We start from the raw sequence: 24,210 nt of genomic DNA, 5'->3' as shown, positions 1-24,210 counted from the left end.
CTCGAGCACCTGCCATCGCCGGTCGCCCAGGGCGAAACAATCCATCATGGGTCAGCCCGGCAAAGAGCGGCTCAGACTCGAGCGCCTCCGTGACCAACGACGGCACCTCTTCCTCCGCTGCGATGAAATCGAAAAAAACCATGTAATAGCTAGTCAAGTACTTAGAAACAATCTGGCCAACAGCGGCCCTACCGTCACCCAGAGGGATCTTGAAGACGTCACCATCATTCAAAGAAGGCCACTCTTGCTTACTCACCGCGGATCACCTCCAGCTTCCTGATATCTCTTATCGCTCATTTGGTGCCTCTTATTAGAAAGTCCGCCATCCGGGTTCCGCTTATTTGTAGGTCCGCCGAATTCGCGGATATAAAACTCCTCCAGTCTATCCAACTCGACGCCCGGCTCTGCTCGGTCCAATTCATCGAATTCAAATGTGATCCCGGGAATGCTTCTGTTGTGTTCTGTTTTTCGCGCCTCAAACCTCTCCGGACTCAGACCGCCCAATGTAAGGCTTCACCTGACCTGACGGGTCAGTGCGCAGATAGACGATCCCTTCCGGCTCAGGGGAGAGGCCTCCTAGCCTCTCCTGTCCGAGAACTTGCTCTCCCAGCTCGTCAACAGCGCCCTCGACCCCGTCTTCCACGGCCTCACGCACCACGGGGTTGCGAACGATTCTGGATGCAACCCCGCCGGCACCGAAACCCACCAGGTTCAGGCCGGCCAAAAGCCAGTTCACCTCACCCGTGGTGGCCTTCTGGATCACCACGTCGGCACCGAACATGATCAATGCTGCACCGAAGCCCTGCCCGCCGGGCACGAACATCAATGCGACCCCGCCCAGAATCGCCGCACCGCGGCGTGGACCCTGGGCATTGTGCTGGTCCGCCCGGACGGTCCCCGGCATGTCGCCAAACGCGCTCCGGTCTCGGTGGCGATTGTCGGCGAACCCTGTGAGCTGCTGCTGCACGCCCACGGCCGGACCGGGCATGCCCTGGTGATGTACGAAGGCCAGCCGGACGCCGTCGCCCTATTGGAAAGTGCCGGCATCGGGCTTTAGGTTTTAGTTATTACTGGAAGGGCGTCGCGAGGCGCCTGACCCGCAGGGAGGCCAGCTATGAGCCGTGTCCGCGTTGACCTGAATATCTCTCTCGACGGTTTCGCCACGACTACGGACCAGACTCCGGAGAACCCGTTCGGTGACGACTGGGGGCGCCTCACCGCCGCGTATGCTGCCACCCGAACTTTCCGTCAGCGGGTGCTGCACGATGAAAGCGGCGAAGGAACCACCGGCGTCGATGACCGCTATGCCGCGCGCTACTTTGAAGACGTCGGCGCGGAGATCATGGGGGCGGGGATGTTCGGGCTGCATGCGAACCCCAATGACCCCGAGTGGTGCGGATGGTGGGGCGAGGATCCGCCCTTCCATGTTCCTGTCTTTGTGCTGACGCACGAGCCGCGGCACCCGCTCGAGATGGCCGGAGGCACCACCTTCCAATTCCTCACGGCAACGCCCGAGGAGGCGCTGGATACGGCCACCGCGGCCGCCGGGGGCGGGGATGTGCGAGTGGGCGGTGGCGCGTCGACCGTGCGCGACTTCCTTCGGGCCGGCCTCGTCGATGACCTTCACGTCGGCATCGCCCCCATCATTCTCGGCCGCGGGGTCCGGCTGTGGGATGACCTGCGCGGTCTGGAGGCGGGCTCGCAGGTCACCGCTGAGTCAGCACCGAGTGGCACCACGCACGTCACGTTCCGGCGTTCGGTCGGGTCATGACCGCAGCACCATGCTCACAGTACTTGTAGTGGGACCCCATCGGCTGTGCCGGCTGTCCCGTGAGCTTTCCGTGCCGGCGTGGTGCCCTTGTCGGCTTATTGAGTAGTCGGCGGGCGAAGGATCTCGTCGCCGTCGCTGACCAACGCGACGGCGACGCCATGCTTTGCAGCCAACGAGGTAAAAAGAGGTCGCGCCTTTGAGTCTTGGCTCCAGGCAAACGCCGCATAGATCACGGCCGTGCCGATCGAGTAATCGGTAAGTCGATCTTCCAAATCGGGATCTTCCTCGATTTCCTCATTGGTCGGAGAGTCTGGCCCGTTCATCGGAGGGAAAGTCGAAACGAGCTCGTTGTAAAATGCTCGCAGCGCGGGAGTTGCCACGGAGACGTCATCGTAAGAGTGGCTCTCTGACCAACTCGATTGAGCTTCCCACCAGGCGGGGAAATTCGCGTCCGTCACACTGTCCGGATCGAACGCCAGAATGTCGTAAGTCATGACTCGGAGAGTACTGCCCAAGAGGGATCCATGCGGCGTGACACACCGGCTTTCCGGCCCGCGGATCGTCGCTAGCACTAGCGGGTACGGCCAATGGAGCACTGACTTGCCGTTCACTTCTCCATAAGCGACTCAGCTGTCAGATGGATCCGTCTTAGTAATCACCAAATAGATCCGCACTGGTGACCACGTCTCCCATCCGAAGGCGCTCATATTGATTCATCCCAAGGCTCCAAGCCAATGTGGGCTTTCATAGCCTTTTCAAAGCGGATTGGTGAGGTTATTTCCCTAAAGGGTATTAGTTTTTCCTCCAGTGCGGTGGCGGGTCGCCACACTTGCCCTTTGAAGTCCTCAATCATACAGTTTCCCAATTTGTCGGTCCCGGTCTTATATGCCGGCAGAAACTTTTTACTGTCCACGGGCCTATTCTCCACGACTGTCCAGTGCCCATGACGAATGAGGGCAGCAAAGGTCAGTCCCGCAAGGAAGGGCCTGGAGCGCAGTGCCTCAGGGATCTGTAATGGAATTTCATTTGCCAGCGAAGTACATTCGAATACAACTATGTAATACGCGGCATGAAAAGACGAGATAACTTGCCCCAGCGCAACCCGGTCATCATCTAACGGAATCGTGAAGATGTCGCCGCCTTTCGGCGCTGAAACTCTTCGATTCTTGACCATGGGGCTCCTCCTGAATTTTCGCATCTTCGGTCGCTCATCTGGTGGGCCCAACTCACCCGGATGGGTCAGCCAGTAGCCCTGTCACGACCCTTCCTGGGTCGCACGGTTTCAATCGTCGAAGAGGTCCGCACTGGTGACGATATCCCCTACCAAGACGTCATCGAACGCTTCGTGCCATGCATTCAGCCCTACATGTGCTTGCATCGCGTGCTCGAAAAACGCAGCGGAATGTGTCGCCCGGAAAGGAAGGATCTGTACCTCCAGATCCGTGGCGCGGCGTCTCCGGGTGCCCCAAAAATTCTCGACCACGTATTCTCCTGGAATGCGCCATCCGATTTTGTATGCGGGAAGGAACTTTCGGCCGTCTACCGGCATGTTTCCAAGTACCTTCCATCGCCCCGAGCGAAACCGCCCACCGAGAGACGACCCAGCAAAAAGAGGCTTGGATTCAAGCGCCTCCGAGACCATCGAGGGGACTTCCTCTTCCGGCGCCACGAAATCGTAGATGATTACGTAATACTCACCTATGTACGAAGAAACTACTTGGCCAACGGCGGCTCTGCCGTCGCCCAGAGGGATCTTGAAGACGTCACCATCTTTCAAAGAAGGCCACTTTTGCCTACTCACCGCGGATCGCCTCCAACTTCCTGATACATCGCATCATTAGTCCTTCTCCGCGGCCGCCACGAGGCTGGGGTAGAAAGAGAAACCTGTCCAGAGAACCGGGTCGGCCCTCCAGTGGACCGGAGGCGTTACGCGGACCGGGCACGGCACCGGCACGAGCCGGGCCGCAGACCTGTCACAACCCTTCCTGGGCCGCCCCATGTAAGCTCGGTTTTCAGTCGTCGAAAAGGTCCGCGCTCTTGACAAACTTCCCCACTCGGAGCTCGTCATAGAACTCATCCCAAGGCTCCAGCCCAACATGCGCGCGGATAGCATCCTCGAAAATCGCAGCGGAGTTTGTTGCCCTGAAGGGAAGAATTTGTTCCTCCAGATCCGTGGCAGGGCGTCTCCGGGTGCCCCAGAAATCCTCGACCACGTACTGTCCCGGGACGCGCCACCCGACCTTATAGGCCGGAAGGAACTTCCGACTGTCCACCGGCCTGTTCTCGAGCACCTGCCATCGCTCTGGGCGGAACAGGGCATCGCGAGAAAGTCCAGCAAAAAGAGGTTCAGAACCAAGTGCCTCCGTGACCCGTGAAGGGACCTGTTCCTCCGGAGCCACAAAATCGAAAATAACCACGTAGTACACAGACAAGTACTTGGAAACAACTTGGCCAACGGCCGCCCTGCCGTCGCCCAGTGGGATCTTGAAGACGTCACCGTCCTTCAAAGAAGGCCACTTTTTATTCACTGTGGATCGCCTTCAGCTTCCTGATATCTCGCATTAGTCCTTCCCGGCATCCACGACGAGGCTGGGATAGAAAGAGAAACCTGTCCAGCGAACCGGGCTCGCCCCCATCAGCTGACCGAAAGCGATAGGCGCACCGAGCACGGCACCGGCACGAGCCGGGCCGTAGCCCTGTCTCAACTCTTCCGGGGCCGAACCACGCGCCCGGATTTCAGTCGTCGAAGAGCTCCGCACTGGTGACGATAGTCCATGGCCGAAGCTCATCGTAGTACTCGAGCCACGGCTCCAACCCAGCGTGAGCCCGGATAGCGTCGTCAAAAATTGCGGGCGAGCGTGTCTTCCTGTGAGGCAGGATCTCCCTTTCCAAGTCTGTGGCAGGTCGCCTCCGTGTGGCACGGAAGTCCTCGACCACGTACTGTCCCGGCACATGCCACCCGACCTTATAGGCCGGAAGGTACTTCCGACCGTCCGCCGGTCTGTTTTCGAGTACCTGCCAGCGCCCAGGGCGAAACAATGCATCAAAGGTGAGCCCGGCAAAGAGAGGCTCAGACTTGAGCGCCTCCGAGACCAAGGACGGCACCTCTTCCTCCGCTGCGATGAAATCGAAAATCAGTACGTAATACGTGGCAGACAAGTACTTGGAAACAACCTGGCCAACAGCGGCCCTGCCGTCGCCCAGAGGGACCTTAAAGACGTCTCCATCTTTCAAGGAAGGCCACTTTTGCTTATTCATCGTGGATAGCCTCCAGCTTCCTGATGCCGTGCGCCCCACCCCTGACCGGAAGCGTTACGCGGACCGGGCACGGCACCGGCACGCATCAGCTTCCAGCCCTGTCACAGGGCTTCCTGTGTCGCACCATGTAAGCCCGGTTTTCAGTCGTCGAAAAGGTCCGCACTCTTGACGTGTCTCCCCACTCGGAGTTCATCGAAAACATCTCGCCAGGGCTCCAACCCGACATGGGCTCGCATCGCCCGCTCAAAAATCGCTGCGGAAAATGTGTCCCGGTAAGGCAGTATCTCTTTCTCCAAGTCCGTGGCAGGTCGTCTCCGGGTGGCCCGGAAATTCTCGGCCATGACGTTGCCGGGACCGCCAATAACGATCCGATACGCCGGAAGAAAATTCCGGCCGTCCACTGGCCTGTTCTCCAGTACCTGCCATCGCCCTGGGCGGAACAGAGCATCCAGGGAAAGTCCAGAAAAGAGCGGCTCAGACTCTAGTGCCTCCGTGACCCGCGAAGGCACTTCTTCCTCGGGGGCCACAAAATCGAAGATAACCACGTAATACTCAGACAAATGCTCAGATACAATCTGACCAACGGCCGCCCTGCCGTCACCCAGTGGGATCTTGAAGACGTCACCATCTTTCAAAGAAGGCCACTTTTGCCTACTCACCGCGGATCGCCTCCAGCTTCCTGATATCTCTTATCATTCATTTGGTGCCTTTTATTAGAAATCCCGCTATCTGGGTTCCCCTTATTTGTGGGCCCACCCCATTCGCGGATATGGAACTCCTCCAGTCTATCCAGCTCAATCCCCGGTTCCGCGTAGCCCAATGGACGGTACCGAAATGTTGCGTCGGGGAATGCCCTGCGATGTTCGGTTTTTCGTATTTTGAACCTCTCCGGGCTCTTTGCCTGCCCAATGTATGGCTTCACGCCCCCGAGATCGTCCGTCCGGAGGTACACCACCCCGTCCGGCACGGGGTCAAGTTCGCCCAACTTTTTAGTTGGCGAGGGATTTGGAACAACTTCTGGATCCGGTCCGACAATCTGCTCTCCGAGCTCGTCAACCGCCCATTCGACCCCGTCTTTCACGGCCTCACGCACCACGGGGTTGCGAATGATTCTGGCTGCAATCGCGCCGGCACCGAAACCTACCAGGTTGAGACCGGCCAGAAGCCAGTTCACCTCACCCGTGGTGGCCTTCTGGATCACCACGTCGGCACCGAACATGATCAATGCTGCACCGAAGCCCTGGCCGCCGGGCACGAACATCAATGCGACCCCGCCCAGAATCGCCGCACCGCCGACAACGTATTCCCAGTTATCCGCAAACCAATCACCGGTAGCAGCCAACGCGCCACGGTTGGCCGCGTCGTAGGCCTTCAGGTCCTCATCCGTCAACGGACGCAGGCCGGTGGGGTCACTGGCGTTCAGCGGGTTATTGCCTGCATACGCGTAGGGGTTGCCGTCCCAGCCTGCACCCAGGACCGGTGCCAGCGGGTCGGTGGAGAGGAAACCACGGGCTGCCGGGTCATACGCCCGGGCTCCCATCCACTCCAGACCCGCAACATCCAGGCCGCCGTTACCGGTCAGACCGATCCCGGCCGGTAAACCACCCGACACCCCGGATACCGCACCGGGTTCGGGGATGACCGACGCCCCCAGTACTGCCCACGGATCGGTTTCATCTGTGGGCCGGGCGGCCCGCCACCCCGGCGCGGTCCAGGCCTCGCCAATGCCAGTGACACCGCCGGGCAGGGACAACACCTGCTCGTCCCCGATGCCAGCCAGCGTGGGGATCGGGCTCGCCGTGTCCCACCACACTGGGCAGCCGTCAACCGACGCCAGGTCGCCCAGGGCATCCACCCACAAGTTATGCCGGGAAGTCTCTGCCCCGTCCGGAGTCCGCTCGACCGTGCCCTGCAGGTACCCGGTGTCGCCCCAGGCGTATTCGGTCCAGGATCCGTCGGCACCGATCAGCCGGGACCGCCGCCCGAGACCGTCGTAGACGTACTCCGTCCGGGACCCGTCCGTCTCCATGACGGAGACCAACTGCCCGGCCATGTCATAGGCATAAGTGCGGGGCCCAGCCGGGGTGTGTTCGCGGACCAGGCGGCCGCCGGCGTCGTACTCCCACTCCGAGACCTGCGCCCGAACGGTAGCGGCAGCATCCGACGCACCCAAAGGCGTGGTCGCAGCCGCGACCATCTGCCCGGCACCGTCATACCCATACCGGGTTACCGCGCCCGCCCGGGTCAGGCCGGTGATCCGGCCATCATCATCCCGTCCAATCAAGGTGATATCCGGACCGTCGCCAGCTGCACGGTTGGTCCGGCTGTGCTCGGCCAGGTACCCGTTCCGGTAGACCCATTCCTGGACCAAATCCCCCGCCGTGACGGCAGCCAGCCGCCCGGACGCGTCATGAATGAACACCGCCTCGCCCAGCACGGCGTTGCGGACCGTCGTCACCCGGCCGGCGGCGTCCCACTGATAGGCGGTGGTGGTCCCGGTCGCGTCGGTGAACCCGGTGCGGTTTCCATCCGCGTCGTACTCCCAGGACATCCCCTGCCCGCCACGGGTCCGGGATACCAACTGATGACGGCGGTTGAAGCCAAGTTCATGCTCAACCGCCAGCCCGTCGTCCCCGGTGAAATCGGTGATGACTACGCGGCGGTTCTGCCGGTCACGGTCCACCGAGGAGAGCAGCTTCCCGTTATAGGAGGTGCTCGTCTCCCGGCCTGCCGCGTCATAGGTCCAGGTGGTGGTGTTTCCGTCGGGATCCGTCTGCGAGAGCTGCCGGCCCGCCGGATCATAGGTGGCCGTGGTGACCCGGCCGAGCGGGTCACTGACCGAATCAACTTTGTCGGTTGCGGTGTAGGTGCGGGTGGTGACTCCGCCGAGCGGGTCGGTGATCCGGATCAGCCGGCCTCGGACGTCGTACTCGAACCGGGTCCGCCCGCCCACGCCGTTGATCGTTTCGACCAGTTCCCCGGCTACGTTGTACTTGAAGCGCCGGGTGCCGTACCAGGAGTCCTGGGAAAAACTCAGCCGGCCGGCTCTGTCGTATCCGTACCGGGCATTACCGTTGCCGGGGGCCGCGCGCAGGACCAGACGGCCGGACGGGTCGTAGTCAAAGGTCTCGGTTTCACCGGTGGGCAGGATCCGGGCGGTGAGGCGCTGGTCCGCGTCGTAGAGCAGTTCCGTGACCGCGCCCAGGGGGTCGATGGTTTTCCAGGGACGTCCGCAGAGGTCGTACTCGTACCGGGTCACCGCGCCCGAAGGGGAGGTCACTGAGATGATCTTCCCGGACACATCCCGGCCCAGAATCGTCAGTCCACCCTCGCCGTCGATGAGCTCGACCGGGTTGCCGGCCGCGTCATAGGTGACCAGCTCCGCGGACCCGTCTGCCCCTTCGACCCGGACCGGGCGGCCGTATTCGTCGAAACTGTAGGTCGCGGCGGAGAACGCGTCCGCCACGGTGGCGGTGCCCGCCCCGCGGTCCGTGGCGGCCTCGGTCCGGACACCGGTGGGATCGACGACGGCGGTCAGGTTGCCGATCTTGTCGTATTCACGGATCCAGTCGTGGCCCGCGGGGTCGGTGATGCCCGTCAGGCGGGAGAGGGTGTCGTGGGTGAAGCCCCAGCGGGCGCCGTCGGGCAGGACCGTCGCGGTGACGTTGCCGAGTTCGTCGAAGACCCGCTCCGTGGCCCGGCCCAGCGGGTCGATGGTGCGGACCAGTTCACCGTTGACGGCATACTCCAGCGTGGTCCGGCCGCCGTCGGGGACAACCGACGCGGTGAGCCGCCCGGCGGCATCATATTCGAAGGACCAGGTGGCCCCGTCGGCTTCCTCCCGCCGGACCAGCAGGCCGGCAGTGTTGTAGGAGAAGCGGGTCTGCGCCCCGGAAGGGCTGACCGCCGCTGTGGGGCGGCCGGCAGCGTCGCGGAGGATCCGGGCGGTATCCCCGACCGCGTTGCGGGTGGCGACCAGATCGCCGGACCCGTCGTAGTCGAACTCGACGGTTACTCCGGCCGGGTCGGTGACGCGGGTCAGGAGCCCGTTCTGCCAGGACAGTTCGGTGCGCCCGCCGAGCGGATCGAGAATGACCGATGGGTCCCGGGTGAGCTCATCACTGTATTCATACGTGACGACTGACCCGGTCTCCGTGACCAGGGTGGTGATCCGGTCCTGCTCATCCCAGCCGTAGGTCAGGTCCGCCCCCTCGGGGGTGACGGTGCGGGTGCGCCGTCCGCGCTCGTCGTAGGCGTGGACGGTGACGGACCCGTCGCGTTCGGTGAGCGAGACGAGGTTGCCGTGCCGATCGTAGGCCATGGACTGGCGCTGGTCATGGGAATCCAGCACCCCGACCAGCCGGCCCTTGGGATCGGCGATCCACGAGTTGGAGCGGGTGCCGTCCTCATCCGAGACGGCGGTGACGCGGCCGGGGAGGTAGGCGAACCGGGTCCGGCGGCCGTGCTGGGTGACCTGCAGGATCACCCGACCCTGCTCGTCGTAGGTGTTTTCGGCTTCCAGCACCCCGACGGCGGAGTAGACGGCATCGATCAGACCGGCTTCGTTCCAGCGGTAGGTCCGGGTTCCGGTTTCGGTGGTGACCGAAACGAGCCGCCCGGCGTCGTCATACCCGTATTCCACCCGGCGTCCGTCCGAAGCCCGGACCACGGCGGCCAAGCCGTTCACGTAGTCGATGTCCAGGAACCGGCCGCGCACATGGGACAGGCGGGTCACCCGGCCGGCGCCGTCGTCGTCGGTGTCTTCCCGGTGGACGGACACTGTCCGGCCGGGACCGGACCCGGCGCCGAGCCAGACACCGGCCAGGGTGTAGGCCCACCAGGCGCCCTGGTTGTCGCGGACCACGAGCAGATCGGTGCTGCCTTCGGGTACGGAGGCCAGTCCGGCAAATGCGGGGGCCGCTGCTGGTTCGCGGGTCAGCCAGTAGTTCTCCCCCACCGCACGTTCCCAGGCCTCGCCTTCACGCGGGAAGTCCACGGCACGGCCGTCGGCCAGCACCCAACGGCAGCCCTCATCCGAGAGCACCAGGTGCTGGTCCAGGACGGATGCCCAGCCGGGGCCGAACACACCCGGGGTCTGAAGGCCTGAGGCCAGCGAGTTGTACATCCGTGTAAGGACCAGGTTCGAGGCTGTGCCTGGGAAGCCCAAGTCCGTTTCCGGTTCGATGAAGTTGCCCGTGGCCGTGTTCACGGGGTCGTTGGCGTAGCCGGTGGTGGGAATCGCTCCCGCAGCTGTGGGCGGGTCAATCTTCAGTGCATCACGGGTCGCATCCACGCCTGCGGCGGCCAGTGCTGCGGCCAGGGCCGCGTCCGAGACCGTCGAGACGTCCGTCTCCGCGCCGGCAGCTGCGAACGCATCTGCGACGGTGACCGCCCAGCGCGCATCGTTCTCATTGGCCGTCAGGTATTCGTGGTAGGCCCGCATCACCCCGGATGCTTCGATGGTCCCCCAGGTGCAGAGAGACGCGAACGAGGACAGGTGGCCTTCCAAGGTGCCCGGAACCGCGGTCAGCTCGCCGTCCAGACCGCGGGATCCTACCGCGAAGGAATGAAGGTTTTCCGGCCGCGCCGAGGACGTCCCGCCGCCGTATCCGCCGCTGCCGGGCGGCGGTGTGTCCCTGTCCCCGGGGACCGCCGTCGCCGGTTCAAACGTCGGCGCCGGACCGCGATCTTCGTTCGGGCGCTTTCCCTCCCCCCAGATCCAGTCCCCGATCTCCTCCAACATGCTGCGGTTATTGTGCCGGTAGACCCATTCATTGTTTTCCCGGCGGCGGTCGTCTTCGTCATGGCCGGCGTCGATCATCTGCCCCGCGTACTTGGCCACTGTCCGCAGTGCCTCGGCCAGATTCCTCGCGTCCGCGGCCGCAACGCCGGCGTTGTCCTGGAACTTGTTGGCGAATTGCCCGTTGAACTCCTGCTTGCCTGTGGAGACGTAAGAGGCCCGGGATCCGGCCTGGCCGTCAAGCCGGGAGGCAGCATCTTCGAACGCGGATTTCAGCCCCTCGGCCACCGAATAGACAAACCGTCCCCGGGAATCCTCCGGCAGCAACGGCACCTCAACGAAAGTTTCAGAATCAGACATGCTCAATGCCCCCCACTGGACAAACCCGGAAAAGATCAACCAAGACGCTGCGTTTTACTTCCGGGACATAACACAGGAGGCAAAACGGCAGAAAACACTTCTAAAAATCGAAACCCTGAAGCACGGGCGCGGAAAATCCGCGGCCGGTCAAGATAAGGGTTTGAGGGCCGGGCAGCCGCCCGCCGAAGCGGTGCGGCTACCCGGTCATTACGTGAAGAGAACTACGAGCGCTTAGGCGCCGCCGCCTGCGGAGAAGATGTTCTCCGAGATCTGCTGGAGCTGGGTACGCAGCTGCTCGAGTTCCTCCCGGGCCTTATCCAGTGCAGCCTTGGTTTCCGGCCACACGGAACCCCGGAACTGCGAGGCTAGGGGTCCATCCCAAGTGTTCGGATCGGAAAGGATCTTGCCCTGCGCATCGAGCGCTGCAATCTGTTCCGTGAAACCGCCGTTGATGATGGACTGAACTTGGCCGATAGCAGTCTTAGCCTGCTCGGTAGACAACACACGTGACATGAGAATTTCCCCCTGGCAATTAATGCTTCTCCGCCGGACTCAGAATCACCAGCGACTGGACGGTGGTGACCATACCAACGCCTTCTGCATCAAACAAGGGTAAAAAATTACTTATGTGAAAATGCCGCCCCGCACTCGAAGAGGAAAAACCATAGAAACCCAAACAGTAAACAGCGGGGCACTGAGCCAAGGGCTGCGCGAGCCATTCAGGAAAAACGCTTTGCTACCGGGGCAGCAATAAGGCGCCCCACCAAACGGTGGGGCGCCTTTGTTGTCAAACGGTGAACTTAGGTCGGCGGCGAATGCATCTGCGACGGTAACCGCACGGCACCGCAGTGCCGGTGATTAGCCGGCGGGATCGGTATCCTGTTTCTCCGCCGCTGCGTGCCCGGCGGCTGATGGCTTGGCCTCACCGGCATGTGCGTCCTTCTTACCGAACGGCAGAACCTTCATCAGCGGGTGCAGAACCGCCATGATGACCAGGCCCCAGGCCAGTCCGACGATGGCCGAACAGAGCGTATTCACGAGCCAGCCCAGGATGCCGCCCACCACTGCAAGGCCGGCCACGGGGTGCTCCAGCGTGTGGACCAGGTCGTACGGCGCGTGCCAGCCGAGGTCGGATGCGCCTACCAGCATGATGTGGCCGCCCACCCAGAGCATGGCGACGGTTCCCACCAGGGTGATGGCGGCCAGCACCGCAGGCATTCCCTTCACCAGGAGTCCGCCGAGGCGCTGGGAGCCTGCTGACTCCTTTTTCGCCAGATGCAGGCCAATGTCATCCATCTTGACGATCAGCCCCACGGCCCCGTAGACGAGGATGGTGATCGCAATGGCCACAACCACGAGGATGGCCGCGCGGGCCCAGATGGACGAGTCGCCCACCTCGTTCATGGAGATCACCATGATCTCGCAGGACAGGATGAAGTCGGTGGTGATGGCTCCCTTGACTACCTTGGACTCGGCGTCGGGACCCCGCTCCACCGCCGGCGCCTCTTTGTCCTCATGGTGGCCGAAGAACTTGTGCCAGACTTTCTCCGCACCCTCATAGCAGAGGTAGGTGCCGCCGAGCATAAGGATGAAGGGGATCACACCGGGGATGAAGGCGCTGATCAGCAGCAGTGCCGGCAGGATGATCAGCAGCTTGTTCCGCAGTGAGCCCCAGAAGATCTTCTTGATCATCGGGAGTTCACGGGACGGGTCGGCACCGGATACGTATTGGGGGGTCACGGCGGCATCGTCGATGACGACGCCGGCAGCCTTGGCTCCCGCCTTCGCGGCACCGGCAGCAATGTCATCCACGGAGGCGGCGGCTATGCGTGCAAGCGCGGCAACGTCATCCAGCAGGGCGACGAGTCCCCCGCTCACAGTCCGGCTCCATGATGCGGGACGGGCAGGTGGTCGTAGATGGCGTCCTCGAGACGCAGAATTGGCATATAAGAATAATAAGTCCGCCGGGGACCTGTCCCGGACAGCGGCACCGGGTCGGTTGAGGGCGTTACCCCCGGGAATGCCCGGCTTTACGCCATAGGGACGGAGGTGATTTACGGGACGCGGAGCGGGCACGCTTACCTGCACATACGGCAAAGGCGCCCCACCCAATGGTGGAGCGCCCTTCCTGCGAAACGGTTAAGAATTAGATAGTCGCCGCGTCAATGACGAACCGGTAGCGGACGTCGGACTTCAGCACGCGCTCGTAGGCGGTGTTGATGTCCTCGGCCTTGATCAGCTCGATCTCGGGAGCGATGCCGTGCTCGGCGCAGAAGTCCAGCATTTCCTGGGTTTCGCGGATGCCGCCGATGTTGGAGGCAGCGTAGGAGCGCCGCTTGCTCATCAGGGTGAAGACGGAGATCGGCAGCGCCTCGGGCGGGGCACCCACGCTGACCATGGTGCCGTCCAGGCGCAGCAGGGACAGGTACTGCTGCAGGTCGATCGGCGCGCTGACCGTGTTAATGATCAGGTCGAACGTGTTCTGCAGCTTCTCGAACGTGCTCTCGTCGCTGGTGGCGTAGTAGTGCTCGGCACCGAAACGCAGGCCGTCTTCCTGCTTGCTCAGCGTCTGGGACAGCACGGTGACCTCGGCGCCCATGGCGACGGCGATCTTCACGGCCATGTGGCCGAGCCCGCCCATGCCGACGACGGCGACCCGCTTGCCCGGTCCCGCGTTCCAGTGTGCGAGGGGCGAGTAGGTGGTGATGCCGGCGCAGAGCAGCGGAGCGGCTGCTTCATACGGGATGCTCTCCGGAACGCGGAGCACGAAGCCGTCATTGACCACGACGGAGGTGGCGTAGCCGCCCTGGGTGATGGTGCCGTCGCGGTCCTTGCTGGCGTAGGTGCCGACGTTGCCGTTGAGGCAGTAGTTCTCCATGCCGGCCTGGCAGTTTTCGCATTCGCCGCAGGAGTTGACCATGCAGCCCACGCCTACGCGGTCGCCGACCTTGTGTGCGGTGACCTCGGTGCCGACCTCGGCCACAGTGCCCACGATTTCGTGGCCGACAACCTGCGGGTACGCGATGGGTCCCCATTCGCCGCGGACGGTGTGGATGTCCGAGTGGCAGACACCGGCATAGGCAATGTCGATGAGGACGTCATGCGGGCCGACCTCGCGGCGTTCGATCGTGGTGGGAACCAGCGGATCGGTGGCGGAGGTGGCTGCGTAAGCGCGTGCGGTAGTCATATTTCTCCAAGCTGTGGGGAACCGTGCCATAGGGCACTTAAAGCACAAGTCCGATCCGGCGTCGTTTATTTCCCCGGGGTTCCGACGACGGCGGATCCGTCCCGCTTCGGGCCCCGCCGCCGGTACGCCAGGCCGATGCCGCCGCAGATCAGGTACGCCGCGCCGATGGACAGCCACCCGGCGAGGAAACCGCCGGAGTACTGGAGCAGCAGGCCCATCGCCAGCGGTCCCAGCGCGAACCCGGAGTACATGCCCAGGGAGACCGCTCCGGACGCCGAGCCCACCCGTTCCGGCGGCACTTCCCGAAGCACCCCGGCCATCACCACCACGTTCACCCCCAGCACGGAGGCGCCGTGGAAGACGACGCCGGACCACAGCAGCGCGGACGCTCCGGTCTGTCCGGCGGCGAGCAGCAGGGCGGCGCCGCAGACCGCGCCGGCTGCGAGGATCAGCAGCAGGGTGGAGGCGCGGACGCCGTCGGCCATCCGCCGCCCCCAGAGCACCCGGGAGGTCACCCCGACGACGCCGGCCACCGCGGCGGTGACGCCGCCCATTAGCAGCGAGAAGCCGATCTCCCGCTGGGCGAACAGGGGCAGGTAGACGTTGGTGGCCTGCATGCCGGCGCCGGAAAACAGGGCGAACGCGGCCAGCAGCCAGACCGAGCCGGGAAACTTGCGGTCTGCCGTCCGTCGTCCCGAGGCCTGCGGGGCTGCGAGCCGCGGTTCGGGCGGCAGCCGGAACCACGCGTAGGCCAGCAGCAGGAACAGGACGACGACGGCGCCGACGGCGGCACCGCGCCATCCGGCAACCAGGGCGGCTGCCGGGAAAAAGAGACTGGAGAACAGCTGGCTGGCCTGCACCCCGGACTGCTTGATGCCCATCCAGCCGGGCCGTTTGCCGGGTTCGACCGCGCGGATGATGATCCGGTTGGTCGTGGGGTTGGAGATGGCCTGCGCCGGGCCGGAAAGCAGGACGGCGGCGAGCAACCAGAAGTAGTTGCCGGAGACGGCGGCGAAGCCCAGGGCCAGGGCGGTGCCGCCGAAGATGATCAGGAGCTGGGAGCGGGCGCTGATCCGGTCGCTCAGCCGGCCCAGCCACATCGAGGACACCGCAGCTCCGGCGAAGCAGGTGGCCGCCAGCACGCCGAACTGCGCTTCACTGATCCCCAGGTCCGCCATGATCAGCGTGCTGGTGGCCGAAAGCCCGTAGTTCATCATCGGGCCGGCGCCCATGGCGCAGACCAGCACAAACAGCAGGCCGGGTCCGGCGGTGGAGCGCACGCTCTGAGTCCCTTCGTGGAGTAACAGGACCATTGTGGCCTGCCGACCCGGAAGTTACCGAGTGCGACCGCCGGGGCGTCCGGATATCATTGGTGGGCACCCGCCCCAATTTCGATGCAAGGAACCCGAACCCGTTGAACAGGAAATCACTCAAGGATGACGGCTTCACCGGTTTCCGGCCCATCGACGGTCTGGACATCAACCGGATCCCGCAGCGTCAGGGCATTTTCGCCGTGCTGCGGCCCGAGGGGTTCGAACCGCGGTTCCTCAAGGAAAGCACGGCCGGGGTGTTCAAAAAGAAGAAGCCAACCCTGTCCCGGGATGAGCTCGCCGCCGAGTGGGTGGCGGATGCGGACGTGCTGTTTCTCGGCAAGGCCGGCGCCGGCAGCCAGGGCAACCGCGGCCTGCGCCGGCAGATCTCCGAATTCGTGGACTTCGGCAGGGGAAAGCCGCCGGGGCACTGGGACGGCCGGCTGATCTGGCAGCTGCTCGATGCAGATGATCTTCTGGTGGCGTGGAAGGAACTGCCGCCCGACGAGCTCAACCCGGCCCTCGCAAAGTACCAGGCGGAGTTTGTCCGTTTATACGGCAGGCTCCCCTTCGCCAACCTCGTCCAGGCAAGGGCCTAGAGGAACAACCTCCGTCGCCGCACGCAGGAGCCTCTCTGCGGGGGTACCGGTCCTACCCCCGCAGGGAACCCTAGAACTCACCGCCCTTGTACTCATTCTCGGGCCACGTGAAGCAGTCCGAACCAGAAGCAATACGGATAGTGCCCGGATCCCATCCCGCTACGATGAAGTAGATTTCTGCGGTATCGCGAGAGCGCAGCTGCACTTCGTAGCGTCCCGCCGGATTGGGATCACGCGTCTTGATGTTGAACCGGCTGTCCTCATACTTTGCTTTAATCGCACTGACTAAGGGCTCCGGCTCTGTCCCAGCAGTCAAAGTAATGATGGCCCCGCCATTCCAATTCACCAATGAATCGCTGCAGTCGAGCAAAACACCGGTCGGCTGCTGATCAATCTTGGCCACTTTTCCTTCGGGAATCGAAGTCGCGATTTCCAGTTCCATAGCCTGCGTCCGGGCCTTGGCTCCCTGCCACGTCACCTCTGTCTCCACGGCTGCGCCCCCTCCCGTTGAACTCGCAGATGTCGGCGCCACCGACGAATCGTCCGCGCATCCGGCGATACCCAACAGCAGCACAAAAACTGTGGCGCTACGTCGTACTCGAAGAATGCTCCCTGCCGTCCCCGCGTCCTGACGGTTCACATGCTTCGCACGTTGCGGGCGTCCGTACTTCACCGGTCGCTCACCCCAGCAATGCCCGGTTATCCTCTTCGGCAGGGCTGAGCATCTTGCTGAACAGCACATATTCGCCGTCCTGGCCCGTAGCCTCATAGCCCGCGCCCTGGTAGAGCAGGCGTGCCTGGTTGGTGCGGTACACGGCGATTTCCACAACGCGGGCTCCGCTTGGGGTGGCTCTCTGCTCGAACGCCTCCAGGAGGAGCCGCCCGAGTCCCTGACGACGATGGCTGCGGAGGACACTGATCGAGACCAGGGTTGCGGTGTCGCCGTCGAGGCTCCACATCACATACCCGAGCGGGTGCCCGTCTTCATCAACGCAGAAGAGCGTGTTGGGAAGGCAATCGATCCAGAGCTCGAGGTTCTGGTCGAGAACTGTCAGCCACCCCAGGAGCGCATCCGGCTCGATGGTCTCCATGTACTCGCGCTCCTGACGGAGGATGAAAGGCAGGTCGCTTACTTCGGCGCGTCGCACGCGTGTTTGCAAAGTCATGGACGTGAGCATGCCACATCCATCCGCGCTCACAGCGGAAGACGGAGGCGGCCCCGCGCGCCCTCACGGCCGGCGCGGCCGTGAGGGGTTTCCGGCAGCAGCTAGCGGACGTCGAACCCGGCGTCGCGGATGGCCTGCTTCACCTGATGGATCGCGTCGTCCGGGCCGAAGTGGAACACCGAGGCGGCCAGGACGGCGTCAGCCCCGGCAATCACAGCGGCCGGGAAATGCTCCGGCTTGCCGGCCCCTCCGGAGGCGATCAGCGGCACGTCGACGGCGGCGCGGACGGCCCGGATCATCTCGATGTCGAAGCCCTCACGGGTGCCGTCGGCGTCGATGGAGTTCAGCAGGATCTCCCCCACGCCGCGGTCGGCGGCCTCCTTCGCCCAGGCGACGGCGTCGATCCCGGTGCCGGTGCGCCCGCCGTGGGTGGTGACTTCGAAGCCCGACGGCGTGGCGCCGTCGTGCGTGCGCCGCGCGTCCACGGAGAGCGTCAGCACCTGCGAACCGAAGTGCCGGGTGATTTCGTCAATCACGTCGGGGCGGGCGACGGCGGCGGTGTTGATGGAGGCCTTGTCCGCGCCGTAGCGCAGCAGCCGGTCCACGTCCGCGATGGAGCGCACTCCCCCGCCGACGGTCAGCGGAATGAAGACCTCTTCGGCGGTGCGGGCAACGACGTCGAACGTGGTGTCGCGGTTGCCGGAGGAGGCGGTGACGTCGAGGAAGGTCAGTTCGTCGGCGCCGGCACGGTCATACCGGTGCGCGAGCTCCACCGGGTCGCCGGCGTCGCGCAGGCCTTCGAAGTTGATCCCCTTGACCACCCGCCCGGCGTCGACGTCCAGGCAGGGGATGACGCGGATGGCAACACTCATGGCGTGTCCCCTTCCCTAGATCCGGCAGGCGTGGATGCTGCTGACCAGGATGGCGCGGGCGCCGATATCGTAGAGCTCGTCCATGATCCGGTTGGTGTCCGACTTCTTGATCATGGAGCGCACGGCCACCCAGTCGCTGTTCTGGAGCGGGGAGACGGTGGGCGATTCCAGGCCCGGGGTCAGCGCCGCGGCCTCGTCCACGAGGTCCTTGCGGACGTCGTAGTCCATCATCACGTACTGGCGTGCCACCAGGACGCCTCGGAGGCGGCGGATCAGCACGTCGACGCCGGCGGGGCTGGCACCCTTGCGGCCGATCAGCACTGCCTCGGACTTCAGGATCGGTTCGCCGAAGATTTCCATTCCGGCGGCGCGGAGGGTGGTGCCGGTTTCGACGACGTCGGCAATTGCGTCGGCGACGCCGAGGCGCACGGAGGATTCCACGGCACCGTCGAGCCGGACCACGGAGGCGTTGATGCCGCGTTCGGACAGGTAGGAGCGCAGCAGGCCGTCGTAGCTGGTGGCGAGGCGCTTGCCTTCGAGCTGGTCGATGGAGGAGAAGTCCCCCACCGGGCCGGCAAAGCGGAAGGTGGAGGCGCCGAAGCCGAGGTTCATCAGTTCTTCGGCGTCCACCTCCGCGTCCAGGAACAGGTCGCGGCCGGTGATGCCGACGTCGAGCGTTCCGGCGCCGACGTACACGGCAATGTCACGGGGGCGGAGGAAGAAGAACTCGACGTCGTTATCGGGGTCCACCATGACCAGTTCGCGGGTGTCGCGGCGCTGGCGGTAGCCCGCCTCGTTGAGCATGGCGGAGGCGGATTCGGACAGGGCACCCTTGTTGGGTACGGCTACACGGAGCATGGGAGCATCTTTCGCTGGAAGTTCGATTGGAAAAAGGTTCGACCGGCGGGCCACACGCTGAAAGTCAGCGCGCGGCTAGAGATGCTTGTAGACGTCCTGCAGGGTCAGGCCTTTGGCCAGCATCAGGACCTGGAGGTGGTAGAGCAGCTGGGAGATTTCTTCGGCGCATTCGGCATCGGATTCGTATTCGGCGGCCATCCACACTTCGGCGGCCTCCTCAACAACCTTCTTACCGATGCCATGCACGCCCGACTCGAATTCGGCCACGGTGCGTGACCCGGCGGGGCGGTCCTGAACTTTCTGGCTCAGCTCGGCAAAGAGGTCTTCGAAGGTTTTCACAGTGCAAGGGTACGCTGTGGCGCCGGGTGGGGCGGAATCGTGGGGCGTGGTGTGACGAGCGGGGGCCTGGCAGCCCAGCGGTCCACTCGCTCACGACACACGGGGCACGCCCGTTGCCCCTTACCAACTAGGCCTCTGATTCAGGAGTTGCAAGCCATATTGGTCCGCGGGAGAGCGGCGATCAATCCCATATGGCAGAAAGTTTGATTTATAGTTTAGTCAGTAATCTGACTCGCGCTACATGGCCGGCGACCTCAGCTCGGCACTACTCGGCTTACTTGAAGGCCCTTTGCGTAGGCGTAATAATCGTCTGCGGAGGTACCATCCATGGCACTTAGGATCTTCTTCGAATAGGCGTTAAAGTCACGGTGGAAGGTGGGGCCCGATACAGCCAGGGTCTGAATCAAGAGGCCAAACGTTTTGAGAATCTCCGCCTTCGCGAACAACTCCTTATAGTTTTGGCGCTGAAGCTCGACGCGGCCGACAAGAAACTCGTTATACTTTCGGCTCTTCAGCTTCCATACCCATTGGCCGTGAGCCAAGGTGTTCCTGTCACGAATAACTGGATTGATGTGATCAACAAAGATCTCCAGAACCGCCTCATATCGCTGAAAAAAACGCGGATCAGTCGTCACGCTGCTCACCGGTAAGTGCATCGGCACAGAAAAGTGCCTACGAGCCGCGAACTCGATAGTGGATAACCACTGCGTCTCTTGGCTGGAATTACGCCAAACGACACCCCGCTCCCTATCGTTGAAACCTGTAGGGTCGGTGAGTATTTTCCTAAGTGACGCCTCGGCCCAGACACCCAACGTTAGGTAGTGCATGCGAGATATGGCCCACACCTCGGGAGCCGTGTTCTTTGCTGCAGCTTCCCCGCCCTGTCGAATTAGAGACTTATGAATCCTCTGCAATTGCCTCAGATCGGCACTAACTGCCTTCAGGTTCTCTGAATGACGACTGAATTCCTCAGTCCGCGGCCACTCTGCCAAAGTTATACTCCTGTACGTCAGACTGCATGATTACACCGACTCATGCAACCTGACGCGCAGGAGTCGAACCTGTGCCTGGAGTATTCCCCAGTGCGCCCGTTGCGCTCGCGCCCAAATGCACAATATATGAATGTGACGAACTAGTCAAAGAGTTTCCCTCTGCTTCGCAGAGTGGACGTACTAAGGGGAGCGTGGGTGAGTGGACCCTCGCAAAACTAGGAGCCAAGGTTAAGACGATAGAGCGTCGGCAATCGACGCACTTGTGTGCTCCAGACGAGTAAGCGCAAACAGCAGAAACTAGGCCAGCGAAGCCTGCGGTTTTGAGCTGCGCCGAGGCATGACAGCCTTTACTGGGGCGAAGATCGCTTCGACCTCTTCGGGGAACTCTTCTGCCCAGAGCCCGAGGAATGTCCGCTCAACAGTAATACCCGCAGTGAAGTCCAGATCCTCACCAATCTGCTCAAAGAGCACATGTGGGTCATGATTTGTTCGCATGCGACTGCGAATCACCTCGCTAACCCGAGTCTGCTCGGAAACAGGGAGTCCGAAGGAAACGGCGATCTTTGCCGCCACTCGGTCTAGGATGCTCGCGATAGAAATTGCGACGTGGAGCTCGGGGTCACTATCCCCAGGAAATGCAACTATCATTTTATCCTGATCGACCTTATCCTTCATATCACCGTCGAGAATGGCCATGGCTCGAAACGATATAGCCGGATTGTCGTTGTGGGCACGGGCGAACTTAGCCGCATTTCCATGACCGCCTACGGCATGGATTGCTACACCGAGCAGGTCCACACCCATAGTTCGGTGATAGCGACGCAACGCCGCCAGCGCCATTTCTTCTGCGAAGCGGTCTTCAACGAAAATGGCAAATGACGCCTGAACTTGTCCGGTCAGCGTACGGAGAGCGCCAACATCTAATTTTCCTTGGGCTAGAGTTCCGTTATTACAAGACCAGACGGCTTCATCTGGCAGTGGTGCCAGGGCATCGTTGGAGTGCGTCGAGAATATAACCTGGCACGACTTCCTCCTGGCCACACCTATGAGGTACTCGACGAGGCGTTTCGTTGCCACCGGATGTAGACCATTTTCAATTTCTTCAATCAGAATTAGCGACTCATCGGGGCTTTTTTCAATATCTGCAACTATGCGGATGACACTAGCTTCGCCAGCACCAAAGTGAAACTCGGAGTACGCGTCCCCTGAGGGCGTCGTCGCAGCATACAACTTCTTGTCACTCATTTTTGACGCATCTACCAGGAGATACCTCTGCGCTTCTTTTCCGAGAATTCGCTGAACAGCTTCCCGAGTTCCCTCGGAGAGCACCTGCTCACTATATCCTTCAAAGGAACCGCCAATAAAGGAATGCAAGTCGGTTCGTTCACTTGCGGGGATTGTACGAGTGACACCGAAGAGCAGGACTGGCCTTTTTATACCGGTTCTGTTCCATTTTGACTTACGGTAACTGGCTGTCCGAGTTGCGACAGTATTCTTACTATCGCGCTCCAGAAGCTCGTATTCGACTTTCCAATTGAGCATACTGGCGTCATATTTGCCACTCTTTGCGAAAAAACGCCGGGGCGGGATCGCCTCGAAAATGAGGGCAGCAGCACCCAACACTGTGGTTTTACCGCCCCCATTAGGTCCTACAAGTGCTGTGACCGGAAAGTCGAACCGAATGGAAGCACCTGAATACGCTCGAAGCTTATTCAGGTGCATGGCTAGCATATAACTGCCATAACTTCTTTTTGAAACCCTATTTGACAGTTCCTTGAGTTCCGAGTCCCGGATCTCACTATGATCTTGCATACCCAGTGCCATACCGTGCATCCTACCTTGCTAACTGCCGTCATGGGTTGAAACCAACGGCATCGCTTCGACAAGTTGAGTTTCTGTCGTATTTCTAGTCAGGTGTTACGGTTAGGTCACTTTAGCGGGCTCCATACTTCATAGGACCAGTTCCACCCTGGAGGACATTTTCCCGCCGCGCCAAGGTGAATACAGCAACAAAGGCTGGATGATGAGGGCGTCTGTCTGGTCATGTAACTGTTCAAGGTTGTCTCTTGCAGCGGCCGCGATAACGACGGGAGAGCGGGAGCTCACGAAGCATCTGCTCATATAGCGAACCTACCGGTCCAGATAACGAACCTGCTGCGGATGTTATGCGTTGTCTTTATCCAGAGCTCTCCGCCGCGACTTAGCTGCGATGGCTTTCTACTCGAACCTCTCGCCCGCGCGACGTACCCTGAACCATGGCATCCGAGGTCCGGAATCTTCGGCTTCACACCGGCATCACTGTGCCGTGTCTCGTCCAGGGCGACGCCGATGCACCACCGGTCTTGCTGCTGCACGCCTGGGCCGAATCCCGCCGGAGCTTCGACAGGCTGCTGCCCGGTCTAGCCAACTTCCGGGTCTATGCCCCGGACCTCCGCGGCCATGGCGATGCCGCCAAACCGCAGGACGGATACTCGCTGGCAGAACAGGCAGCGGATGCCGCAGCGGTTCTGGACGCTCTCGAGGTGGCGACGACGTCGGTCCTTGGCTCCTCGAGCGGCGGCTATGTGGCCCAGCAGTTGGCCATTGAGCACCCTGACCGGGTGGCGGCGCTTGTGCTGGTGGGCTCCCCCTTGACCCTGCAGGGCCGGCCCGGGTTCGCCGACGACGTCAACGGCTTGACTGATCCGGTCGCCGAGGACTGGGTGCGCGGTTTCCTCGCTTCGTTTCCCCTCATCCAGGAGGTTCCCCCGTGGTTCATGGAGGACCGGGTGCGTGACGGCGTCAAGATGCCAGCGCACGCGTGGAAGCTGAGTCTGCGCGGCCTGTACACGGCAGTTCCGCCAACCGAAACGGGAACCATCGACGTTCCCACGCTGATCCTGTTGGGCGGACAGGACGGCCTGCTGCCCCGCGCGGACCAGGACACCCTGGCCGCCCGCATAGACGGAGCGGAACTGAAGATCTATCCCGACGCCGCTCACTTGGTGTTGTGGGAATGCCCCGAACAGGTCGCAGCGGATACGACGGCGTTCCTGACTTCTCTCGCTTGAGTCCCGCGTGCAAACCCCTCAGACGTCGACAGGTACCCGGCGGGCCGTTCCGCGGTTGAGCGCCAGATGCCCGCCCAGGAAGCCGGAACCCGCCAGAACCGCATTGCCGGCAAGGGCCAGGGCCACGCCCAGTCCGTGCCGGCCGCGTGCCCGGGCGATCAGGGATCCCGCGTTGGTAAACACCGCCACATCGGTACCCAGGGCATGAACGGCGCCGATTCGACGTGCGTCGCCGGTCATTCCTGCCCAGTCGCTGGCCCCGGCGATAGCGGTGGGCACCGCCGCGGCCAGCCCCGCGCCCACCAGGACGGCGGCACCGTGCCGTGACTGAGGTCCTCCGGCTACATCGAGGATGGACGCGCTGCCCCAGCAGCCAAGCGTCAGATCAGTGAGCGGCGGATGGATTGAGTGCCCAAGGACGCCGGTATGGAACGGGCTTTTCCGCGCCCATTCGAGAACCGGTTTGTAGAGGAACTCCTGGGCGGCGGCAACGCGTTCCGCGACCGGGCTGGTACCCACGGCCCGGGCCAGACGCAGCGGCAGCGAAACTTCACTCACGCCTACCGACGCTACGCCCGCCCGGCACAGCTGCCTAGGCTCCGCCGAAACTCTCAGACGGCCGCGGAAACGGCCCTGCAATTCCATGTCGAGATTCCCTTCCCCGTTCCGTCCCAGCAGTGAACACAGCCACAATGGCGGTGTCGTGGG

The 24,210-nt window shown here is 62.6% G+C and carries 23 protein-coding genes and 1 pseudogene; 4 read left to right on the top strand and 20 right to left on the bottom strand.

What is annotated here, in order from left to right; all coding sequences use genetic code 11:
- Window positions 1–475: 475 nt before the first annotated feature.
- Window positions 476–826, bottom strand: a complete 351-nt coding sequence (locus tag N2K95_RS07520; protein WP_260653863.1) for a hypothetical protein — start codon at window positions 824–826, stop codon at window positions 476–478.
- Between the two features lie 39 nt (window positions 827–865).
- Between N2K95_RS07520 and N2K95_RS07515 the strand changes: the two are divergent.
- A pseudogene (locus tag N2K95_RS07515) lies at window positions 866–1,057 on the top strand (TIGR03085 family metal-binding protein); the annotation flags it as partial.
- A gap of 57 nt (window positions 1,058–1,114) precedes the next feature.
- Window positions 1,115–1,771 (top strand): dihydrofolate reductase family protein, encoded by a 657-nt coding sequence (locus N2K95_RS07510; RefSeq protein WP_260653567.1) that lies wholly within the window; start codon window positions 1,115–1,117, stop codon window positions 1,769–1,771.
- 95 nt (window positions 1,772–1,866) lie between these two features.
- On the opposite strand, the gene N2K95_RS07505 is transcribed toward N2K95_RS07510, so the two are convergent.
- From N2K95_RS07505 to N2K95_RS07455, 11 genes are all read right to left on the bottom strand, one after another.
- Complete coding sequence (locus N2K95_RS07505) at window positions 1,867–2,265, bottom strand: hypothetical protein (protein WP_260653566.1); 399 nt, start codon at window positions 2,263–2,265, stop codon at window positions 1,867–1,869.
- Window positions 2,266–2,474: 209 nt separating this feature from the next.
- A complete protein-coding gene (locus N2K95_RS07500; protein WP_260653565.1) occupies window positions 2,475–2,945 on the bottom strand; it encodes an immunity 26/phosphotriesterase HocA family protein in 471 nt (156 codons plus the stop codon).
- A gap of 108 nt (window positions 2,946–3,053) precedes the next feature.
- Window positions 3,054–3,548 (bottom strand): immunity 26/phosphotriesterase HocA family protein, encoded by a 495-nt coding sequence (locus N2K95_RS07495; protein ID WP_260653564.1) that lies wholly within the window; start codon window positions 3,546–3,548, stop codon window positions 3,054–3,056.
- A gap of 235 nt (window positions 3,549–3,783) precedes the next feature.
- The gene (locus N2K95_RS07490) at window positions 3,784–4,299 is read right to left on the bottom strand and encodes an immunity 26/phosphotriesterase HocA family protein (protein ID WP_260653563.1); all 516 of its coding nucleotides are present in this window, start codon (window positions 4,297–4,299) and stop codon (window positions 3,784–3,786) included.
- Window positions 4,300–4,507: 208 nt separating this feature from the next.
- Entirely contained in the window at window positions 4,508–5,005 is a 498-nt protein-coding gene (locus N2K95_RS07485) for an immunity 26/phosphotriesterase HocA family protein (protein ID WP_260653562.1), read from the bottom strand.
- Window positions 5,006–5,169: 164 nt separating this feature from the next.
- A complete protein-coding gene (locus tag N2K95_RS07480) occupies window positions 5,170–5,664 on the bottom strand; it encodes an immunity 26/phosphotriesterase HocA family protein (protein ID WP_260653561.1) in 495 nt (164 codons plus the stop codon).
- Between the two features lie 20 nt (window positions 5,665–5,684).
- A complete protein-coding gene (locus N2K95_RS07475; RefSeq protein ID WP_260653560.1) occupies window positions 5,685–11,129 on the bottom strand; it encodes a DUF6531 domain-containing protein in 5,445 nt (1,814 codons plus the stop codon).
- A gap of 231 nt (window positions 11,130–11,360) precedes the next feature.
- Window positions 11,361–11,642 (bottom strand): pyrophosphorylase, encoded by a 282-nt coding sequence (locus tag N2K95_RS07470; protein ID WP_260653559.1) that lies wholly within the window; start codon window positions 11,640–11,642, stop codon window positions 11,361–11,363.
- Between the two features lie 345 nt (window positions 11,643–11,987).
- On the bottom strand, window positions 11,988–13,007 hold the full coding sequence (locus N2K95_RS07465; protein WP_260653558.1) for a DUF808 domain-containing protein: 1,020 nt from the start codon (window positions 13,005–13,007) through the stop codon (window positions 11,988–11,990).
- 268 nt (window positions 13,008–13,275) lie between these two features.
- Window positions 13,276–14,316 carry an NAD(P)-dependent alcohol dehydrogenase gene (locus N2K95_RS07460; RefSeq protein ID WP_260653557.1) on the bottom strand — a complete coding sequence of 347 codons (1,041 nt, stop codon included), beginning with the start codon at window positions 14,314–14,316 and terminating at the stop codon, window positions 13,276–13,278.
- 65 nt (window positions 14,317–14,381) lie between these two features.
- On the bottom strand, window positions 14,382–15,596 hold the full coding sequence (locus N2K95_RS07455; protein ID WP_260653556.1) for an MFS transporter: 1,215 nt from the start codon (window positions 15,594–15,596) through the stop codon (window positions 14,382–14,384).
- A 134-nt stretch (window positions 15,597–15,730) separates the two neighbouring features.
- On the opposite strand from N2K95_RS07455, the gene N2K95_RS07450 reads away from it, so the two are divergent.
- The gene (locus tag N2K95_RS07450; RefSeq protein ID WP_260653555.1) at window positions 15,731–16,225 is read left to right on the top strand and encodes a hypothetical protein; all 495 of its coding nucleotides are present in this window, start codon (window positions 15,731–15,733) and stop codon (window positions 16,223–16,225) included.
- Between the two features lie 70 nt (window positions 16,226–16,295).
- Here the strand turns inward: N2K95_RS07450 and N2K95_RS07445 are convergent, their stop codons facing one another.
- The 7 genes from N2K95_RS07445 to N2K95_RS07415 form a co-directional block, all read right to left on the bottom strand.
- A complete protein-coding gene (locus N2K95_RS07445) occupies window positions 16,296–16,667 on the bottom strand; it encodes a hypothetical protein (RefSeq protein WP_260653554.1) in 372 nt (123 codons plus the stop codon).
- Window positions 16,668–16,905: 238 nt separating this feature from the next.
- Complete coding sequence (locus N2K95_RS07440) at window positions 16,906–17,391, bottom strand: GNAT family N-acetyltransferase (RefSeq protein WP_260653553.1); 486 nt, start codon at window positions 17,389–17,391, stop codon at window positions 16,906–16,908.
- Between the two features lie 101 nt (window positions 17,392–17,492).
- A complete protein-coding gene (gene hisF, locus N2K95_RS07435; protein WP_229952087.1) occupies window positions 17,493–18,263 on the bottom strand; it encodes an imidazole glycerol phosphate synthase subunit HisF in 771 nt (256 codons plus the stop codon).
- A 15-nt stretch (window positions 18,264–18,278) separates the two neighbouring features.
- A complete protein-coding gene (gene hisG, locus N2K95_RS07430; protein ID WP_260653552.1) occupies window positions 18,279–19,121 on the bottom strand; it encodes an ATP phosphoribosyltransferase in 843 nt (280 codons plus the stop codon).
- 75 nt (window positions 19,122–19,196) lie between these two features.
- Window positions 19,197–19,460: a phosphoribosyl-ATP diphosphatase gene (locus N2K95_RS07425; protein WP_152218540.1), complete on the bottom strand. Its 264-nt coding sequence runs from the start codon at window positions 19,458–19,460 to the stop codon at window positions 19,197–19,199.
- 254 nt (window positions 19,461–19,714) lie between these two features.
- On the bottom strand, window positions 19,715–20,104 hold the full coding sequence (locus N2K95_RS07420; protein WP_260653551.1) for a hypothetical protein: 390 nt from the start codon (window positions 20,102–20,104) through the stop codon (window positions 19,715–19,717).
- Window positions 20,105–20,749: 645 nt separating this feature from the next.
- Window positions 20,750–22,276 (bottom strand): ATP-dependent nuclease, encoded by a 1,527-nt coding sequence (locus N2K95_RS07415; RefSeq protein WP_260653550.1) that lies wholly within the window; start codon window positions 22,274–22,276, stop codon window positions 20,750–20,752.
- Window positions 22,277–22,707: 431 nt separating this feature from the next.
- Between N2K95_RS07415 and N2K95_RS07410 the strand changes: the two genes are divergently transcribed.
- Window positions 22,708–23,502, top strand: coding sequence for an alpha/beta fold hydrolase (locus N2K95_RS07410; protein ID WP_260653549.1), 795 nt, complete (start codon window positions 22,708–22,710; stop codon window positions 23,500–23,502).
- Window positions 23,503–23,520: 18 nt separating this feature from the next.
- Here the strand turns inward: N2K95_RS07410 and N2K95_RS07405 are convergent, their stop codons facing one another.
- Window positions 23,521–24,060, bottom strand: coding sequence for a DUF2231 domain-containing protein (locus N2K95_RS07405; protein WP_260653548.1), 540 nt, complete (start codon window positions 24,058–24,060; stop codon window positions 23,521–23,523).
- Between the last annotated feature and the right edge of the window lie 150 nt (window positions 24,061–24,210).

The sequence above is a fragment of the Arthrobacter zhaoxinii genome (genome assembly GCF_025244925.1).
Classification (GTDB): domain Bacteria; phylum Actinomycetota; class Actinomycetes; order Actinomycetales; family Micrococcaceae; genus Arthrobacter_B; species Arthrobacter_B zhaoxinii.
Note: the sequence above shows the minus strand (reverse complement) of the source record. Positions and strands in the feature narration are given on the sequence as shown.

Bases quoted from the DNA above. Each gene is read 5' to 3' on its own strand.
- N2K95_RS07505 (WP_260653566.1), bottom strand. From the start codon at position 2,265: ATGACTTACGACATTCTGGCGTTCGATCCGGACAGTGTGACGGACGCG.
- N2K95_RS07475 (WP_260653560.1), bottom strand. From the start codon at position 11,129: ATGTCTGATTCTGAAACTTTCGTTGAGGTGCCGTTGCTGCCGGAGGAT.
- N2K95_RS07410 (WP_260653549.1), top strand. From the start codon at position 22,708: ATGGCATCCGAGGTCCGGAATCTTCGGCTTCACACCGGCATCACTGTG.
- N2K95_RS07500 (WP_260653565.1), bottom strand. From the start codon at position 2,945: ATGGTCAAGAATCGAAGAGTTTCAGCGCCGAAAGGCGGCGACATCTTC.
- N2K95_RS07470 (WP_260653559.1), bottom strand. From the start codon at position 11,642: ATGTCACGTGTGTTGTCTACCGAGCAGGCTAAGACTGCTATCGGCCAA.
- hisG (WP_260653552.1), bottom strand. From the start codon at position 19,121: ATGCTCCGTGTAGCCGTACCCAACAAGGGTGCCCTGTCCGAATCCGCC.
- hisF (WP_229952087.1), bottom strand. From the start codon at position 18,263: ATGAGTGTTGCCATCCGCGTCATCCCCTGCCTGGACGTCGACGCCGGG.
- N2K95_RS07415 (WP_260653550.1), bottom strand. From the start codon at position 22,276: ATGGCACTGGGTATGCAAGATCATAGTGAGATCCGGGACTCGGAACTC.
- N2K95_RS07440 (WP_260653553.1), bottom strand. From the start codon at position 17,391: ATGACTTTGCAAACACGCGTGCGACGCGCCGAAGTAAGCGACCTGCCT.
- N2K95_RS07445 (WP_260653554.1), bottom strand. From the start codon at position 16,667: ATGGAACTGGAAATCGCGACTTCGATTCCCGAAGGAAAAGTGGCCAAG.
- N2K95_RS07510 (WP_260653567.1), top strand. From the start codon at position 1,115: ATGAGCCGTGTCCGCGTTGACCTGAATATCTCTCTCGACGGTTTCGCC.
- N2K95_RS07460 (WP_260653557.1), bottom strand. From the start codon at position 14,316: ATGACTACCGCACGCGCTTACGCAGCCACCTCCGCCACCGATCCGCTG.